Consider the following 16,137-nt stretch of genomic DNA (forward strand, 5'->3'; position numbering starts at 1 on the left):
GTCCATCAGTCCAGCCAGACATATCCCGCGAGTCGCCCCGTGGCGCGGTCGCGGCGGTACGAGAAGTGGTCGCGCGACTCCAGCGTGCACACCGGCGACTGCTCCCGGTCGTGCACCCCGAGGCGCTCCAGCTGTGTGTGCACTCCGGCGCAAACATCGACCGAGGGCGTGCCCCAACTGGTCTCGGCGTACGCCGCCGGCTCGACGGTGGCCACCTCGGCGCGCATCGCTTCGGGCACTTCGTAACACCGGCCGCAGACGGCGGGTCCGGTGCGGACGACGATCCTGGCGGGGTCGGCGCCGCGTTCGGTCATGGCCCGTACGGCGGCGGGGACGACCCCGGCGACCATGCCGGGCCGGCCCGCGTGGGCGGCGGCCGCGACCCCGGCGACGGGGTCGGCCAGCAGGACGGGTACGCAGTCGGCGGTGAGGACGGCGAGCGCGAGACCGCGCCGGGTGGTGACGATCGCGTCGACGGACGGGATGTCGTCGGCACCCCACGGTCCGTCGACCACGGCCACGTCCGCGCCGTGCACCTGGTTCATCCAGACGACCCGGTCCGGCTCCAGGCCGAGCGACTTGGCCGCCAGCTCCCGGTTCGTCGTCACGGCCTCGGCGCCGTCCCCGACCGCCCCGCCGAGATTGAGCTCCTCATACGGAGCGGCGCTCACCCCGCCCCACCTGTCGGTGAAGGCGAAGTGCGCGCCGCTCACGTTCTCGCGCTGTCCTATCACTTGAGGAAGTCCGGCACGTCCAGCTCCTCCGCAGCGCTGTCCGAGTAGGACCGGGACGGCGGGACGGGCGGGGCGACCGGAACCTCGTTCACCGGCTCGGGGGCGGGCGCCGGCTCCTCCTTCGGCTTGACGCTGCCGAGCGAGCCGAAGGACGGGCGGGTCTCGGCGGGTCGCGCCGGCGCGGGCTCCTCGCGCTTGGCCGCGGCCGAGCCGAGGATGTTGTCCCGCTTGGCCGGGGGCTGGCCACCGTCGAAGCCGGCCGCGATGACCGTGACCCGGACCTCGTCGCCGAGCGCGTCGTCGATGACCGCGCCGAAGATGATGTTCGCCTCGGGGTGGGCGGCCTCGCTGACCAGCTGGGCGGCCTCGTTGATCTCGAACAGGCCGAGGTCGGAGCCACCGGAGATGGAGAGCAGCACACCCCGGGCGCCGTCGATGGACGCCTCCAGGAGCGGCGAGGAGATCGCCATTTCTGCGGCGGCCACCGCGCGGTCGTCGCCGCGGGCCGAGCCGATACCCATGAGGGCCGAACCGGCCTCGGACATCACGGACTTGACGTCGGCGAAGTCGAGGTTGATCAGGCCCGGCGTGGTGATGAGGTCGGTGATGCCCTGGACACCGGAGAGCAGGACCTGGTCGGCCGACTTGAACGCGTCCAGAACGGAGACCTGGCGGTCCGAGATGGACAGCAGCCGGTCGTTCGGGATGACGATGAGGGTGTCGACCTCCTCGCGGAGCTCGGCGATGCCGTCCTCGGCCTGGTTGGCGCGGCGGCGGCCCTCGAAGGTGAAGGGGCGGGTGACCACGCCGATGGTGAGGGCGCCCAGCGAGCGGGCGATGTTGGCCACGACGGGCGCGCCGCCGGTACCGGTGCCGCCGCCCTCGCCGGCCGTCACGAAGACCATGTCGGCCCCCTTGAGGACCTCCTCGATCTCCTCGCGGTGGTCCTCGGCCGCCTTGCGGCCGACGGCCGGGTTGGCGCCGGCGCCGAGTCCGCGGGTGAGTTCCCGGCCGACGTCGAGCTTGACGTCGGCGTCGCTCATCAACAGAGCTTGCGCGTCGGTGTTGATGGCGATGAACTCGACGCCCTTGAGACCGACCTCGATCATCCGGTTGATGGCATTGACACCACCGCCGCCGACACCGATGACTTTGATGACTGCGAGGTAGTTCTGCGGTGCTGCCACGTCGAAGGCCTCTCGCCTCGAGTTACGTGTCGCCGCTTCGCGAGGGACCCGCGATGCGACGACTGATGCCGAAGTGGGACGGTCCGAACGCCGACCCGAACCCTAACGCTGAAGTTTAGGGTTACCAGTGTGACTGTTCCTTGGACTCTTCCGAACAGGACACTAAGTCGACAAGTGGCGCGCGTTCAACGAACACGCCGAACCTCCCGTTTTTCTTTTCACCCTATGTGATCAGCCATAGCCGTGCCCAACCAGGGTGCTGGCCTGCACGGATGCGCGTCAACTCCCTGATGACGCGGGCGCGGTGGGAACGCTCACGTCGAAGTGACCCGCGTCCGGGGCGGCTTTCATCAGGGCGGTGAGCGCGCGGGCCTTCGCGCGCCCCTTCTCCGCACTTCCCCACGCGACCGTACGGTCTCCGGTCAACTCCAGCGAGACGGAGTCGTAGGAGCGGACCTTGACGACCAGGGTGTCGTGCGCGAGCGCGGCCGGAACGGCGTCGGCGACCCGTACGGCCTCCCGTACGAGCCGGTCCTCGTCGAATCGCCGCAGACTGGCTGCGGACGAACCCGACCGGGACACCGCCAATTCGAGTACGGGAACGCCTTCCGGGGCGCGCGGAACCGTGGCAAAACGCACACCTTTCGCGTCTACTTCGACGTACTTGCCCGAATTTCCGGTCGCTTCGACAATCAGGACCGGAGTACGTTCACTCACTTTCAGCCCGATTCCGTGCGGCCAGGAACGGATGACCTCGACCGAGTCGATTCGGGGCAATTCATCGAGCAGTCGCGACTCGATCCCGTCCAGGTCGACGGAGATCAGGGGATCACCGAGCGGCACGTCGGCGGCCTCGCGCACCTGGGCCTCGGTCAGCACGCGGGTGCCCGTGACGGACACCCGCTCGACCCGCAGCCACGAGGAGCCGTACAGAACCCAGACCGAGGCGCCACCGATCAGCACCAGGGCGACCGCGGCGGCGATCAGCGCCCGGGGGCCGGGAAGCCGTCGCCGCGGCGGCGTGCCGGGGTCCAGATCCTCGTCCGCGCCGCGTTCGGCGGTGGTCGGTCCGGCCACGCGCACTCCCTCTCCTGGCTCGGTTCGCCCCCGGGGCGGCTCACTCGCCGATCCGCTCCCTAGCGGCGTCCACGCTTGGCCGCGATCGCCTCGTACACCATCCCGACGAGCAGGTCGTCGGCGTCCCGGCGGCCGAATTCGCCGGCCGCGCGGGACATCTCGTACAGCCGGTGCGGGTCGGCGAGGACGGGCAAAACGTTCTGCTGCACCCACTGCGGCGTCAGTTCCGCGTCGTCGACCAGCAGTCCGCCGCCGGCCTTGACCACCGGCTGAGCGTTCAGCCGCTGTTCGCCGTTGCCGATGGGCAGCGGGACGTAGGCGGCCGGGAGCCCGACGGCGGAGAGTTCGGCGACGGTCATCGCGCCCGCGCGGCAGAGCATCATGTCGGCCGCGGCGTACGCGAGGTCCATCCGGTCCACATACGGTACCGGGATGTACGGGGGCATTCCCGGCATCTGGTGTACCTGCGGCAGTTCGTTCTTCGGGCCGACCGCGTGCAGGATCTGGATCCCGGCCTGCTGGAGGTAGGGCGCGACCTGCTGGACCACCTCGTTGAGACGGCGGGCGCCCTGGGAGCCGCCGGAGACCAGCAGGGTCGGCAGGTTCGGGTCGAGGCCGAACAGGGCGCGGGCCTCGGGACGGGCGGCGGCCCGGTCGAGGGTGGCGATGGCGCGGCGCAGCGGGATGCCGATATAGCGGGCGTCACGGAGCTTGCTGTCCGGTGTGGAGACGGCGACCTGGGCCGCGTACCGGGAACCGATCTTGTTGGCGAGACCGGGGCGCGCGTTGGCCTCGTGGACGATGATCGGCACACCGAGGCGCTTGGCGGCGAGGTAACCGGGCAGGGCGACATAGCCGCCGAAGCCGACGACGGCGTCCGCCTTGGTGCGCTCCAGGATCTGCTCGGTCGCCTTGATCGTGCCGCGCAGCCTGCCGGGCACCGTGATCAGCTCGGGGGTGGGCTTGCGTGGCAGGGGTACGGCGGGGATCAGCGCGAGTTCGTAGCCGCGCTCGGGGACGAGGCGCGTCTCGAGGCCGCGCTCCGTGCCCAGGGCCGTGATGCCCACGGTCGGGTCCTGCCTGCGCAGGGCGTCCGCGAGGGCGAGCGCGGGCTCGATGTGACCGGCGGTTCCGCCACCGGCGAGTACGACATGCACCGAAATTCACCGCTCTCCGGACGAACGTGCCGAGGCACGCCGTCTCATCGTGTTCCATCTCCCGGGCCCCGAAGGGCCGCCGCCACGCTTTCTACCAAAGCGGGGTTGCCGCATGGCGAGCGCCGCCCGCGCAGCGGGCTCGTCGCGCGCGAACGCGATCAAGAGCCCGATGGCGAACATGGTCGGCAGCAGGGCGGAACCTCCGTAGGAGAACAGCGGGAGCGGGACTCCGGCGATCGGCAGCAGACCGAGCACCGCACCGATGTTGATCACTGCCTGAGCGGTGATCCAGGTGGTCACGCCTCCCGCGGCATACCTGACGAAGGGGTCCTCCGTGCGTCCGGCCACGCGGATACCCGCATAGCCTAGAGCCGCGAAGAGGGCGAGCACCGACAGCGTCCCCGCGAGGCCCAGTTCCTCACCGGTGACGGCGAAGATGAAGTCGGTGTGCGCTTCCGGGAGTTGGCCCCATTTTTCCACACTGGCACCGAGCCCGGAGCCAAAGATTCCGCCCGAGGCGAGGGCGTAGATGCCGTGTACGGCCTGCCAGCAGTCGGCCCCGTCCGTACGGGGTTCGGTGGCTCCGATGCAGGCCAGGCGGGCCATGCGGTTCTCGCTGGTCCTGATCAGGACGAACCCGATGAACCCGGCGATGGACAGCACGCCCACGAACAGTCGCGTCGGCGCCCCGGCCAGCCACAGCAGGCCGAACAGGATCGCCGTGAGAATGATCGCGGTGCCCATGTCACCGCCGAGCATGATCAGCCCGAGGAGCATGAACGCCACCGGAACGAGCGGCACCAGCATGTGCTTCCACTGTGTGAGCAGCCGCTTGTCCTCCTTGCGGGCCAGCAGATCCGCGCCCCACAGCACCAGCGCCAGCTTTCCGAACTCGCTGGGCTGGATCTGGAAGGAGCCGCCGATGGCGATCCAGTTCTGGTTGCCGTTGATCGACTGCCCTATTCCGGGCACCTGAACCAGAGCCATCAGGAACACACAGCCGGCCAGCAGCGGGTAGGCCAGCGCCCGGTGCAGCTTGACCGGCATCCGCGAGGCCACGAGCAGCAGGACGGTGCCGATCGTGGCCGCGAGGAACTGCTTGCGGAAGAAGAAGGTCCCCGGCAGCGACTTCTGCAACGCCGTGATCTGGGAGGCCGAGTAGACCATCACAAGCCCCAGCACGGTGATCAGCAGACTGCCGCCGAGGATCAGGTAGTACGCGGTCAGCGGCCGGTCCCACGCCTTGCGTGCCCGGGTGAGGAACCGTCGCACGGGGTCCTCGCGCGGCGGCCGCGGGACGGGCGGCCGCCGTGTGACGCGCTGGAGGGGCGCACGGCTCGTACGGCTACTCGGCATCGGGGGCGCCTTCGCCGCCGACCGACCGGATCCGTGTCACGCGTCCCTCCCAGTCTCACCCGGCGCCGCCAGGCGAAGCCGGGCCGGGTCAGCCGTCCGCGGAGGAGAGTTCGCGCACAGCCTCCGCGAACGCGTCCCCACGCTTGTTGTAGTTGACGAACATGTCCATCGACGCACAGGCCGGCGCCAGGAGCACCGTGTCACCCGCCCGCGCCAGCGTCCGCGCCGAGCGGACGGCGGCGAGCATCGCCCCAGTGTCGGTCCGGTCGAGGTCGACGACCGGCACTTCGGGCGCGTGTCGCGCGAGCGCTTCCCGGATCAGAGCGCGATCCGCGCCGATCAGCACGACGCCCCGCAGCCGCCCCGCCGCACTGGCGACGAGTTCGTCGAAGGTAGCGCCCTTGGCGAGTCCGCCCGCGACCCACACGATCGACTCGTAGGCCGCCAACGAGGCCTGCGCCGCATGCGTGTTGGTGGCCTTGGAGTCGTCGACGTACGCGACGCCGTCCACGTCGGCCACGTGGGCGATGCGGTGCGCGTCCGGCGTGAAGGCCCGCAGCCCGTCCCGTACGGCCTTGGCGGGCACCCCGTAGGCCCGCGCGAGGGCCGCCGCCGCGAGGGCGTTGGCGATGTTGTGCGGGGCCGGCGGGTTCACGTCCGCGACCTCGGCGAGCTCCTGGGCGTTCTTCTGCCGGTTGTCGACGAAGGCGCGGTCGACCAGGATGCCGTCCACGACGCCGAGTTGGGACGGCCCCGGGGTGCCGAGCGTGAACCCGACGGCCCGGCAGCCCTCCTCGACATCCGCCTCGCGCACCAGGTCCTCGGTGGACGGTTTGTCGGTGGCATCCACGTTGTAGACGCAGGCGACTCGATTGCCCTCGTAGACGCGGCCCTTGTCGGCGGCGTACGCCTCCATGGAGCCGTGCCAGTCGAGGTGGTCGGGGGCGAGGTTGAGGACGGCGGCGGAGTGGGCGCGCAGGGAGGGCGCCCAATGGAGCTGGTAGCTCGACAACTCGACGGCCAGTACGTCGTACTGCTCGTCGCCCAGGACGACGTCCAGCAGCGAGACCCCGATGTTGCCGACGGCGGCCGTACGCAGGCCCGCCGCCGTCAGGATCGAGGCGAGCATCTGCACGGTCGTGGTCTTGCCGTTGGTGCCCGTGACGGCCAGCCAGGGGGCGGCGTCGGGGCCGCGCAGGCGCCAGGCGAGCTCGACGTCTCCCCAGATCTCCAGACCGGCCTCACGGGCCGCCGCGAAGAGCGGCTTGTCGGGCTTCCAGCCGGGGGTGGTGACGACGAGTTCGGTGCCCTCGGGCAGGGTGGCGCCGTCACCGAGGCGCACGGTGATGCCGAGCGCCTCCAGGTCCGCGGCCTGCGCCCGGGCGCGCTCGTCGTCGCCGTCGTTGACGACCGTGACGGTGGCGCCGAGGCCGCGCAGGACCTTGGCCGCCGGGATGCCGGAGACGCCGAGCCCGGCGACGGTGACGCGCTTGCCCTGCCAGTCGGTCACTTGTCGGCCGCCCATCCCGCGTAGAAGAGGCCCAGTCCGACGATCACGCAGATGCCCTGGATGATCCAGAAGCGGACCACGACCAGGACCTCGGACCAGCCCTTGAGCTCGAAGTGGTGCTGGAGCGGGGCCATGCGGAAGACGCGCTTGCCGGTCAGCTTGAACGAGCCGACCTGGATGACGACCGACATCGTGATGAGGACGAACAGGCCGCCGAGGAGCGCGAGCAGCAGCTCGGTGCGGGAGCAGATCGCGAGACCCGCGAGCGCGCCGCCGAGGGCCAGCGAACCGGTGTCGCCCATGAAGATCTTGGCCGGCGAGGTGTTCCACCACAGGAAGCCGAGGCAGGCGCCCATCAGCGCGGAGGCCACGATCGCCAGGTCGAGTGGATCTCGTACCTCGTAACAGGCGCCCGGGTTGGTCAGGGTCAGCGTGTTGGCGCAGGACTCCTGGAACTGCCAGACGCCGATGAAGGTGTACGCGCCGAAGACGAGCACGGAGGCGCCGGTGGCGAGGCCGTCCAGACCGTCGGTCAGGTTCACGCCGTTCGACATGGCGAGGATCATGAACAGGGCCCAGATCACGAACAGCACCGGGCCGATGGTCCAGCCGAAGTCCTGTACGAAGGAGATCTTGGTGGAGGCCGGCGTCTGGTCGCGGACGTCCGGGAACTGCAGCGCGAGGACCGCGAAGCTGATGCCGACGATCAGCTGGCCGGCCATCTTCGCCTTGGCCCGCAGACCGAGCGAACGGCGCTTGACGATCTTGATGTAGTCGTCGAGGAAGCCGACGAGGCCCATGCCGCCCATCAGGCCGAGCACCAGCAGACCGGAGAAGGTCGGCGGCTGGCCCGTGATCACCTTGGCCAGGAAGTACGCGACGATCGTCGCCAGGATGAAGGCGATACCACCCATCGTCGGCGTACCGCGCTTGCTGCCGTGCGTGCGCGGGCCGTCGTCGCGGATGTACTGGCCGTAGCCCTTGCGGGCCAGCAGCTTGATCAGCAGCGGGGTGCCGACCAGGGTCAGGAAGAGACCAATGACTCCTGCGAACAGGATCTGCTTCATCATCGGGCGGCAACCTCACCCTCGTTGCCGCTGTCGAGCAGCGCCTGCGCCACGCTCTCGAGCCCGACCGACCGGGACGCCTTCACGAGTACGACGTCTCCCGGGCGCAACTGACTGCGCAACAGGTCGACCGCCGCCTGTGCGTCGGACACGTGCACCGACTCCTCACCCCACGAACCCTCGTTATATGCGCCCAGTTGCAGCCAGGACGCTTCCCTGCCCCCGACCGCCACGAGCTTGCCGACATTGAGCCGGACGGCGAGCCGTCCGACCGCGTCGTGCTCGGCGAGCGATTCGTCCCCGAGCTCGGCCATCTTGCCGAGCACCGCCCACGTGCGCCCCCCTTGTGCCTGTGCGGCCTTGCCCATCGCCGCGAGCGCGCGCAGAGCGGCTCGCATGGACTCGGGGTTCGCGTTGTAGGCGTCGTTGACGACCGTCACGCCGTCCGGGCGCTCGGTGACCTCCATGCGCCAGCGGGAGAGGGAGTCCGCCTCGGAGAGCGCGGTGGCGATCTCGTCTGCGGACATGCCCAGCTCATGGGCGACGGCGGCCGCGGCGAGCGCGTTCGACACGTGGTGCTCACCGTACAGGCGCATGGTCACATCGCTTGCACCGGAGGGTGTGTGAAGCCTGAAGGCGGGCTGTCCGGCGTCCGTGAGCGTCACGTTCTCGGCGCGTACGTCCGCTTCGCCGGACTCTCCGAAGAGGATCACCCGGGCCTTCGTACGGGACGCCATGGCCCGGACGAGGGGGTCGTCGGCGTTGAGGATCGCGGCGCCGCCCTCCTCCGCGGAGGGCAGTGCCTCCACCAGCTCGCCCTTGGCCTGCGCGATCTGCTCCCGGCCGCCGAACTCGCCGATGTGGGCGGTACCGACGTTCAGCACGAGGCCGATCCTCGGCGGGGTCAGGTCGGTGAGGTACTTGATGTGGCCGATGCCCCGGGCGCCCATCTCCAGGACCAGGAAACGGGTTTCCTCCGTGGCGCTGAGCGCGGTGAGGGGCAGCCCGATCTCGTTGTTGAGGGAGCCGGGCGTGAACACGGTCGGCGCCTTGCGCCGGAGCACCTGTGCGACGAGGTCCTTGGTGCTGGTCTTGCCCGCGGAGCCGGTGAGGGCCACGAGGGTCGTGCCGAGCCTGTGGACGACGTGCCGGGCGAGGGCGCCGAGCGCCGCCTGGACGTCGGTCACGACGATCGCGGGCACGCCGACGGGACGGGACGCCAGCACAGCTGCCGCACCCGCCTCGACGACCGCGGCCGCGAAGTCGTGTCCGTCCACGCGCTCGCCGGCGAAGGCGACGAAGAGGCTGCCGGGCTCCACTTCACGGGAGTCCCGGACGACCGGTCCGGTGACCTGCACCGACGGATCCGGTATGTCGTGCGTCTGCCCGCCGACGACTTCTGCGATCTCGGCGAGGGAGAGGGCGATCACAAGTTCATCCCTGGGTCTGCTGGATAGCTTCGCGAAGCACCTGGCGGTCGTCGAAGGGACGTACCACGCCGGCGATGTCCTGGCCCTGCTCGTGGCCCTTGCCCGCGACCAGCACGGTGTCGCCCGGCTGCGCGCGGGCCACCGCCGCGGCGATCGCGGCGGCCCGGTCCTCGAAGAGGAGGACCTCGCCGCGCTCGTGCGCCGGCACGGACGCCGCGCCTTCGAGCATCGTCGCGAGGATCGCCAGGGGGTCTTCGGAACGGGGGTTGTCGGAGGTGAGTACGGCGGTGTCGGAGAGCCGGGCCATGGCGGCGCCCATCGGCACGCGTTTGGTCCTGTCCCGGTCACCGCCGCAGCCGAGCACGACGTGCAGGCTGCCCTCGGTGACCTTGCGCAGCGCCTTGAGGACCGACTCGACGGCGTCCGTCTTGTGGGCGTAGTCGACGACCGCGAGGTACGGCTGCCCGGCGTCCACGCGCTCCAGCCGGCCCGGCACACCCGGTACGGCGGCGATGCCGTCGGCGGCGGTCTGCGGGTCGATCCCGGCGACGGCCAGCGCGGCGACGGCCGCCAGGGTGTTGGCGACGTTGAAGGTGCCCGGCAGCGGCGACCTGGCAGTGATCCGCTCGCCCTTGGGCCCGACCACCGTGAACGTCGAGTCCATCGGCCCGACCTGGACGTCCTCGGCGCGCCAGTCGGCGTCCGGGTGCCCCTCGGCGGAGAAGGTGACGACCGGGACCGTGGCTTCGTCGACGAGTCGGCGGCCGTACTCGTCGTCGAGGTTGACGACGCCGAGCCTGCTGCGTTCCGGTGTGAAGAGCCGCGCCTTGGCCTGGAAGTAGTCCTCCATGCCGGAGTGGAACTCCATGTGCTCCGGGCTGAGGTTGTTGAAGACCGCCACGTCGAAGACGCAGCCGTCGACCCGGCCGAGGACCAGCGCGTGGCTGGAGACCTCCATGACGACCGAGTCGACACCGCGTTCACGCATGACCGCGAACAGGGCCTGGAGGTCGGTGGCCTCGGGGGTGGTCCGCTCGGACTTGATGCGCTCGTCGCCGATACGCATCTCGACCGTGCCGATGAGTCCCGTGGAGCGCACGGTCCGCAGACCGCCCTCGACGAGGTACGCGGTGGTGGTCTTGCCGGAGGTGCCGGTGATGCCGATCTGGAGCAGGTCACGGCCCGGGTGACCGTAGATCGTGGCCGCCAGCTCGCCCATCCGCGCGCGCGGGTTCTCCACGACGAGCGCGGGGAGCCCGGCGGCGGCGACGCGCTCGGCGCCGCTCGGGTCGGTGAGCACGGCGACGGCGCCGAGGCCGACCGCCTGGTCCACGAAGTCGGCGCCGTGCAGACGGGCACCGGGCAGGGCGGCGTACACGTCGCCGGGGCGGACGGCCCGCGAGTCATGGGTGATGCCCGTGACCTGAGCGGCGCTCCCCGGCTGTTCGGCACCCACCTGGCCGGCGAGCTCCGCGAGGGGTGTGGCGGAGACCTGGATCGGCCTGGGCGGTCCCGGATATGTCACGGGAACGTCCTTCTGGGTGGTTTGGGACTGATCAGCGTGTGGCACGGCGGTGAGCGTACCGGGCGTACCCCCGCCGGAGCTAAAGAGGAGCCCGCCCGGAGCGCGGTCCGGCACGGGTGGTGGTGGCACACGGGTGGGCGGGGGTTTGTGCGCGCGGGGCTGTGAGGCGTGGTTCCCGGGGTCGGGAGTGATCATGGTCACGAGTCGGTTCCTGGCTGGTTGCGCTGATCGGCGGTGATCAGGAGGGGGTCAGGAGGCGGGTCAGGAGGCTGGTCAGGGTGTGAAGGCGACGGGCAGGTTCGCGGGCTTCGCCCCGGTGGGCGGGACCTGGAGGGTCTTCAGGGCGAACTCCATGACCTCCTTGTAGATGGGTCCACAGATCTGGCCGCCGAAGTAGTTGCCCTTGGTGGCGTTCTGGATCGCGCAGTAGACGGTGATCCTCGGGTTGTCGGCGGGCGCGAACCCGGCGAACGACGAGGTGTAGCCGCGGTATCTGCCGGTGGCCGGATCCACACGGTTGGCCGTACCCGTCTTGCCCGCGACCCGGTAGCCGGGGATACGCGCCTTGGTGCCCGTGCCCTCCTCGTCGTCCACGACGGACTCCAGCATCCGGGCGAGGGTCTTCGCCGTCTTCTCGCTCACGACCCGGGTCTTCTCGGGCTTCTTGGCGGGAGTGAAGCGGCCGTCCGGCCCCTTGGTGCCTCTTACGAGGGTCGGTTCGACGCGTACACCGCCGTTGGCGATCGTCGAGTAGACGGAGGTCGCCTGCATGGCGTTCATCGACACGCCCTGACCGAAAGGGATCGTGTACTGCTGCGAGGTCGACCAGTCGCCGGGCGCGGCGAGGATGCCCTTGGTCTCGCCGGGGAAGTCGAGGCCCGTGTAGCCGCCGATGCCGAACTTGCGCAGGTACGAGTACAGGATCTTGTTGGACTCGCGCTGGTTCCCGCCGAGTTCGCCGGTGGCGAGGATGGTGCCGATGTTGCTGGACTTGGCGAGGACGCCGTTGAGCGTCAGGTACCAGGTCGGGTGGTCGATGTCGTCCTTGAAGAGCCGGTCGCCGCGGTGCAGCCGGTTGGGCACGGTGACGTGCGTGCCCGGCGTCGCGACGTTCTCCTCCAGTACGGCGGCCATCGACATGACCTTGGCGGTGGAGCCGGGCTCGAAGGCGTCCTGGAGGGCCGCGTTGCCCAGCGCGTCCGGGTTCGCCTTCGTGAGGTCGTTCGGGTCGAAGCCGGGCGAGTTGGCCATGGCGAGGACCTCGCCGGTGCGGGTGTCCTGCACTATCACGTAGCCGCGGTCGGCCTTGGACTTCTTCACCTGCTCGGTGATGGCGTTCTGCGCGGCCCACTGGATGTCGCGGTCGATGGTCAGCTCGACGTCGGAGCCGGCGACGGCGGGGGTCTCGGTGGAGCCCGCGGTGGGCACGAGACGGCCGCCGGACTGGGCGTAACGGATCTTGCCGTCCTTGCCTGCCAGACGGTTGTTCAACTGCTGCTCGATGCCGCCGCCGCCCTTGCCCTCGGCGTTGACCCAGCCCAGTATCCCGGCGGCGAGGTCGCCGTTGGGGTACACGCGCTTGCTGCTGGGCTCCTGGAAGACGCCGGCCAGGACGTTGACCGTGCCCTTCTCGTCCGCGGCCCGCTGGACGAGCGCGGACTTCAGGTCGCTGATCTGGTTCCAGACCTGGGGGGTCTGGCGGCGGGCGAGGAGCACGTAGCGCGTGTTCTTGGTGCTCAGCCTCTCGGTGAGCGTCTCCTGGTCCGCCCCGAGGATCGGCGCGAGGAGCGCGGCCGCCTGCTCGGGTCCGTCGTCGATCCTCAGCTGCTCGCGCGTGAACATCGTCGGGTCGGCCGTGATGTCGTTGGCGTCGGCGCTGACCGCCAGCGCGACGCCGTTGCGGTCGGTGATCCCGCCCCGCTCGGCGGCCAGCACCCGGCCGACGTACCGGTTCCGGTCGGCCTTGGCGGCGTACTCACTCGCGTCGACGGCCTGTACCTGAAGCAGCCGTACGACGAAGGCGATCATCACCAGGGTCAGCGCGAGGCTCACCATGCGCAGCCTCGGGCGCGGGCTGCCCAGGCGGATGGTGCGCGCGGCCGGCTGCCGGGACGAGGCCGGGCGGCGCTGCCCGGGGCGGGCACCGGGGCCCGGCCTGCGCTGCTGGCCACCGGGGCGCACGGGCCGGGCGGGTCCCGGTACGCGGCGGCGGGGGGGCTGCCTGCCTGAATCGGCCACTTCCGTCACCTGCCGGGGGTCGTCGGGAGCTGGGTGGACTGTACGAACGGGCTGGTGGGTGTGGGGGTCGGGGTGGGAGTGACCGCGGGCTCCGGCATCTCCGGCGACTGCGACTGCATCTGCGGCTGTGACTGCGTCTGCGGCTGTGACTGTGTCGCAGTGGCCGACGGCGCGGAGGGCGTAGGAGTCACGGGTGCGGGGGTCGGACTCACGGGCGGGCCGGGGTCGAGGACCTCGGGTGCGAGGACGAGCGGCATACGGGCCACGGCCTGTTGGGCGGCGCTCGGGACGCCCTTGACCGTGCCGTCGGGGTTCAGGAAGGCCGGGTCGCCGCCGGGGACCATGCCCAGCTCGCGGGCGCGGCGCTGGAGGGCGTCGGGCGCGGAGTAGGCGTCGACGTCCCGCTGGAGCGCCTGTTCCTGGTCGGTGTAGCTCTTCACGTCGTCCTGGAGGTCGTCGAGCTTGAACGACCCTTCACTGAGTGCGGAGTTCAGCACGAGGAGGCCGATGAGGCCACCGCCCAGCAGCAGGACGACGAGGAGGACGAACGGAGTGCGGGCGGCACCCTTGGGCCGCACGGGCAGGAGCCGCGCGAGACGGGCGGCCCGGCCCCTCAGTTCGGGTTTCCTGTTCACACGGCCTCCCCGTGAGTCCGGTTTCCGGACTCACCCGCCGTCCCCGCGAGTTCGCTTTTCGGACTCACTCACCGTCACCCTTCACGCACCGTGTGCGGCCGCCTCGTACGCCTCGTGCGCCTCATTCAAGGTGCTCCCGCACGCGTTCCGCCCCGCGCAGACGCGCGGGGGCGGCGCGCCGGTTCTCGGCGACCTCTTCCTCGGTGGGAAGTTCGGCACCACGGGTGAGGAGCTTGAGCCTCGGCTGATAGCGCTCGGGGACCACGGGCAGCCCGGGGGGCGCGGTGGTGGCGGCGCCCGCCGCGAACACCTGCTTGACGAGGCGGTCCTCCAGCGAGTGGTACGACAGGACGGCGATCCGGCCGCCGACCGCGAGGGCCTTCACGGCGGCGGGGATCGCCCGCTCCAGGACGGTGAGTTCACCGTTGACCTCGATGCGCAGCGCCTGGAAGGTGCGCTTGGCCGGATTGCCACCGGTGCGCTTGGCCGCCTGCGGCAGAGAGTCGCGGATCAGTTCGACGAGGCGGGCGCTGTTCGTGAAGGGCTTCTTGTCGCGCTCGCGCACGACCGCGGAGACGATCCGCTTGGCCTGCTTCTCCTCGCCGTACGCCCGGAGGATCCGGACGAGTTCGCCCGGCGCGTAGGTGTTGAGGACCTCGGCCGCGCTGATGCCGGTCGTCTGGTCCATCCGCATGTCGAGGGGGGCGTCCTGGGCGTACGCGAAGCCCCGGTCGGCCTCGTCGAGCTGCATGGAGGAGACACCGAGGTCGAACAGGACGCCCTGGACGCGCGGGAGGCCCAGCCGGACAAGCACATCGGGGAGTTCGTCGTAGACGGCGTGCACGAGGGTGGCGCGCTCGCCGAACGGGGCCAGCCGTTCACCGGAGAGGCGCAGGGCCTCCTTGTCACGGTCGAGGGCGACGAGCCGCGCCTCGGGGAACCGGGTGAGGAGCGCCTCGCTGTGGCCGCCGAGGCCGAGTGTGCAGTCGACCACCACCGCGCCGGGCTCCGCGAGGGCCGGGGCCAGCATGTCCAGGCACCGCTGGAGCATGACGGGGACGTGGCGGCTGTTGCTCAAGGGGCCCTCTCAGGTCCGGCGCGAGCCGCACGTACGCGCCGCGCACGCGGGGAGACGCCGGGCTGTCACCGGTTCTCCTGGGGATTTCAGTCCAGCAGGGGGCCTCGCCTCCCGCTCCGCGTCACTCTAGTCCACGGCCGATCGCGGTCAATCAACCGGCCTGCGCGTCGCGACGCCTCCCCCGGGCGAACCTGCGAATCAGGAGAAATCACCCGTACGGCCGTGATCCGGCCACTCCTGTGGGTTACCTCACAACAAGCCTCAATGACGTTCTTTGTCCTCTCTCACAGGGCGCCCTCAGCGGGCGTGACCAGTACCGTCGTGGCTATGACGACCTCCGCAGCAGTTCCCACCGGCCCCGAAGGCGCCATATCCGACGGCACCGTCACCGACCGCCTCGTCGAGGCGAACCAGCGGTACGCGGCCGCGTTCGCCGACCCCGGGATGGACGCCCGCCCCGTCCTCCGCGTCGCGGTCGTGGCCTGCATGGACGCCCGCCTCGACCTGCACGACGCGCTCGGCCTGTCGCTGGGCGACTGCCACACCATCCGCAACGCGGGCGGCGTGGTCACCGACGACGTGATCCGGTCCCTCACCATCAGCCAGCGCAAGCTCGGCACCCGCAGCGTCGTCCTGATCCACCACACCGGCTGCGGCCTGGAGTCCCTCACCGAGGACTTCCGCACCGAGCTGGAGGCGGAGATCGGCCAGCGCCCGGCCTGGGCCGTGGAGTCCTTCCGGGACGTGGACCAGGACGTACGGCAGTCCATGCAGCGGGTGCGCACCAACCCGTTCCTGCTGCACTCGGACGACGTTCGCGGCTTCGTCTTCGATGTGAAGACGGGTCTGCTGCGGGAGATCGACCCGGCCTGAGCCCCGTCGAACCCGACCGCCGGGACCGCGCTCCTACCGCCCGAGGACGGTCCCGCGCAGCCCCGGTTTCCTGTCAATCTGCTGGCATCTCAGCCTTTAATTGACCACAAAACCGACATAACGCGGACTGTTGTCCACAGGCGAGTGACACGGATTGGTAACGGCAGCAAGAATGCGGATGTGACGTCACGCTGAGCAGTTCGCGCGTGGTGTCCGTGTTTCGGGGTGGGCCGGTCCGCATCGCAGAGCGACGGCCTGGAGAAAGAACGG

The 16,137-nt window shown here is 70.5% G+C and carries 13 protein-coding genes; 1 reads left to right on the plus strand and 12 read right to left on the minus strand.

Annotation, left to right across the window (positions count from 1 at the left end; translation table 11 throughout):
• Positions 1-5 precede the first annotated feature (5 nt).
• The 12 genes from pgeF to rsmH form a co-directional block, all read right to left on the minus strand.
• The gene (gene pgeF, locus OG858_RS12090) at positions 6-734 is read right to left on the minus strand and encodes a peptidoglycan editing factor PgeF (protein WP_086750054.1); all 729 of its coding nucleotides are present in this window, start codon (positions 732-734) and stop codon (positions 6-8) included.
• Entirely contained in the window at positions 731-1,921 is a 1,191-nt protein-coding gene (gene ftsZ, locus OG858_RS12095) for a cell division protein FtsZ (protein WP_086750053.1), read from the minus strand. Before ftsZ ends, pgeF begins: the two co-directional genes overlap by 4 nt.
• A gap of 279 nt (positions 1,922-2,200) precedes the next feature.
• A complete protein-coding gene (locus tag OG858_RS12100; protein WP_327723876.1) occupies positions 2,201-2,998 on the minus strand; it encodes a cell division protein FtsQ/DivIB in 798 nt (265 codons plus the stop codon).
• Between the two features lie 59 nt (positions 2,999-3,057).
• Positions 3,058-4,155 carry an undecaprenyldiphospho-muramoylpentapeptide beta-N-acetylglucosaminyltransferase gene (murG, locus tag OG858_RS12105; RefSeq protein ID WP_037693373.1) on the minus strand — a complete coding sequence of 366 codons (1,098 nt, stop codon included), beginning with the start codon at positions 4,153-4,155 and terminating at the stop codon, positions 3,058-3,060.
• A 6-nt stretch (positions 4,156-4,161) separates the two neighbouring features.
• Complete coding sequence (gene ftsW / locus OG858_RS12110; RefSeq protein WP_086750052.1) at positions 4,162-5,511, minus strand: putative lipid II flippase FtsW; 1,350 nt, start codon at positions 5,509-5,511, stop codon at positions 4,162-4,164.
• An 88-nt stretch (positions 5,512-5,599) separates the two neighbouring features.
• A complete protein-coding gene (gene murD, locus OG858_RS12115; RefSeq protein ID WP_327723877.1) occupies positions 5,600-7,036 on the minus strand; it encodes a UDP-N-acetylmuramoyl-L-alanine--D-glutamate ligase in 1,437 nt (478 codons plus the stop codon).
• Positions 7,018-8,091 carry a phospho-N-acetylmuramoyl-pentapeptide-transferase gene (gene mraY, locus OG858_RS12120; RefSeq protein ID WP_086750050.1) on the minus strand — a complete coding sequence of 358 codons (1,074 nt, stop codon included), beginning with the start codon at positions 8,089-8,091 and terminating at the stop codon, positions 7,018-7,020. Before mraY ends, murD begins: the two co-directional genes overlap by 19 nt.
• Positions 8,088-9,518, minus strand: coding sequence for a UDP-N-acetylmuramoyl-tripeptide--D-alanyl-D-alanine ligase (locus tag OG858_RS12125; protein WP_319066083.1), 1,431 nt, complete (start codon positions 9,516-9,518; stop codon positions 8,088-8,090). The genes mraY and OG858_RS12125 overlap by 4 nt, the downstream gene beginning before the upstream one ends.
• 4 nt (positions 9,519-9,522) lie before the next feature.
• Positions 9,523-11,043: a UDP-N-acetylmuramoyl-L-alanyl-D-glutamate--2,6-diaminopimelate ligase gene (locus OG858_RS12130; protein WP_086750048.1), complete on the minus strand. Its 1,521-nt coding sequence runs from the start codon at positions 11,041-11,043 to the stop codon at positions 9,523-9,525.
• A 273-nt stretch (positions 11,044-11,316) separates the two neighbouring features.
• Entirely contained in the window at positions 11,317-13,098 is a 1,782-nt protein-coding gene (locus tag OG858_RS12135; protein WP_107482386.1) for a peptidoglycan D,D-transpeptidase FtsI family protein, read from the minus strand.
• Between the two features lie 188 nt (positions 13,099-13,286).
• A complete protein-coding gene (locus tag OG858_RS12140; RefSeq protein ID WP_328544925.1) occupies positions 13,287-13,916 on the minus strand; it encodes a hypothetical protein in 630 nt (209 codons plus the stop codon).
• 121 nt (positions 13,917-14,037) lie between these two features.
• Positions 14,038-14,994 carry a 16S rRNA (cytosine(1402)-N(4))-methyltransferase RsmH gene (gene rsmH, locus OG858_RS12145; RefSeq protein WP_086750069.1) on the minus strand — a complete coding sequence of 319 codons (957 nt, stop codon included), beginning with the start codon at positions 14,992-14,994 and terminating at the stop codon, positions 14,038-14,040.
• Between the two features lie 327 nt (positions 14,995-15,321).
• Here rsmH and OG858_RS12150 point away from each other — a divergent pair, with 327 nt between their 5' ends.
• Positions 15,322-15,867: a beta-class carbonic anhydrase gene (locus OG858_RS12150; protein ID WP_086750070.1), complete on the plus strand. Its 546-nt coding sequence runs from the start codon at positions 15,322-15,324 to the stop codon at positions 15,865-15,867.
• Positions 15,868-16,137: the final 270 nt, after the last annotated feature.

This window comes from Streptomyces europaeiscabiei (assembly GCF_036346855.1).
Lineage (GTDB): Bacteria > Actinomycetota > Actinomycetes > Streptomycetales > Streptomycetaceae > Streptomyces > Streptomyces europaeiscabiei.

Coding starts and splice junctions, on each gene's coding strand:
- ftsW (WP_086750052.1), bottom strand. CDS start 5,511: ATGCCGAGTAGCCGTACGAGCCGTGCGCCCCTCCAGCGCGTCACACGG.
- murD (WP_327723877.1), bottom strand. CDS start 7,036: ATGGGCGGCCGACAAGTGACCGACTGGCAGGGCAAGCGCGTCACCGTC.
- mraY (WP_086750050.1), bottom strand. CDS start 8,091: ATGATGAAGCAGATCCTGTTCGCAGGAGTCATTGGTCTCTTCCTGACC.
- OG858_RS12135 (WP_107482386.1), bottom strand. CDS start 13,098: ATGGTGAGCCTCGCGCTGACCCTGGTGATGATCGCCTTCGTCGTACGG.
- OG858_RS12150 (WP_086750070.1), top strand. CDS start 15,322: ATGACGACCTCCGCAGCAGTTCCCACCGGCCCCGAAGGCGCCATATCC.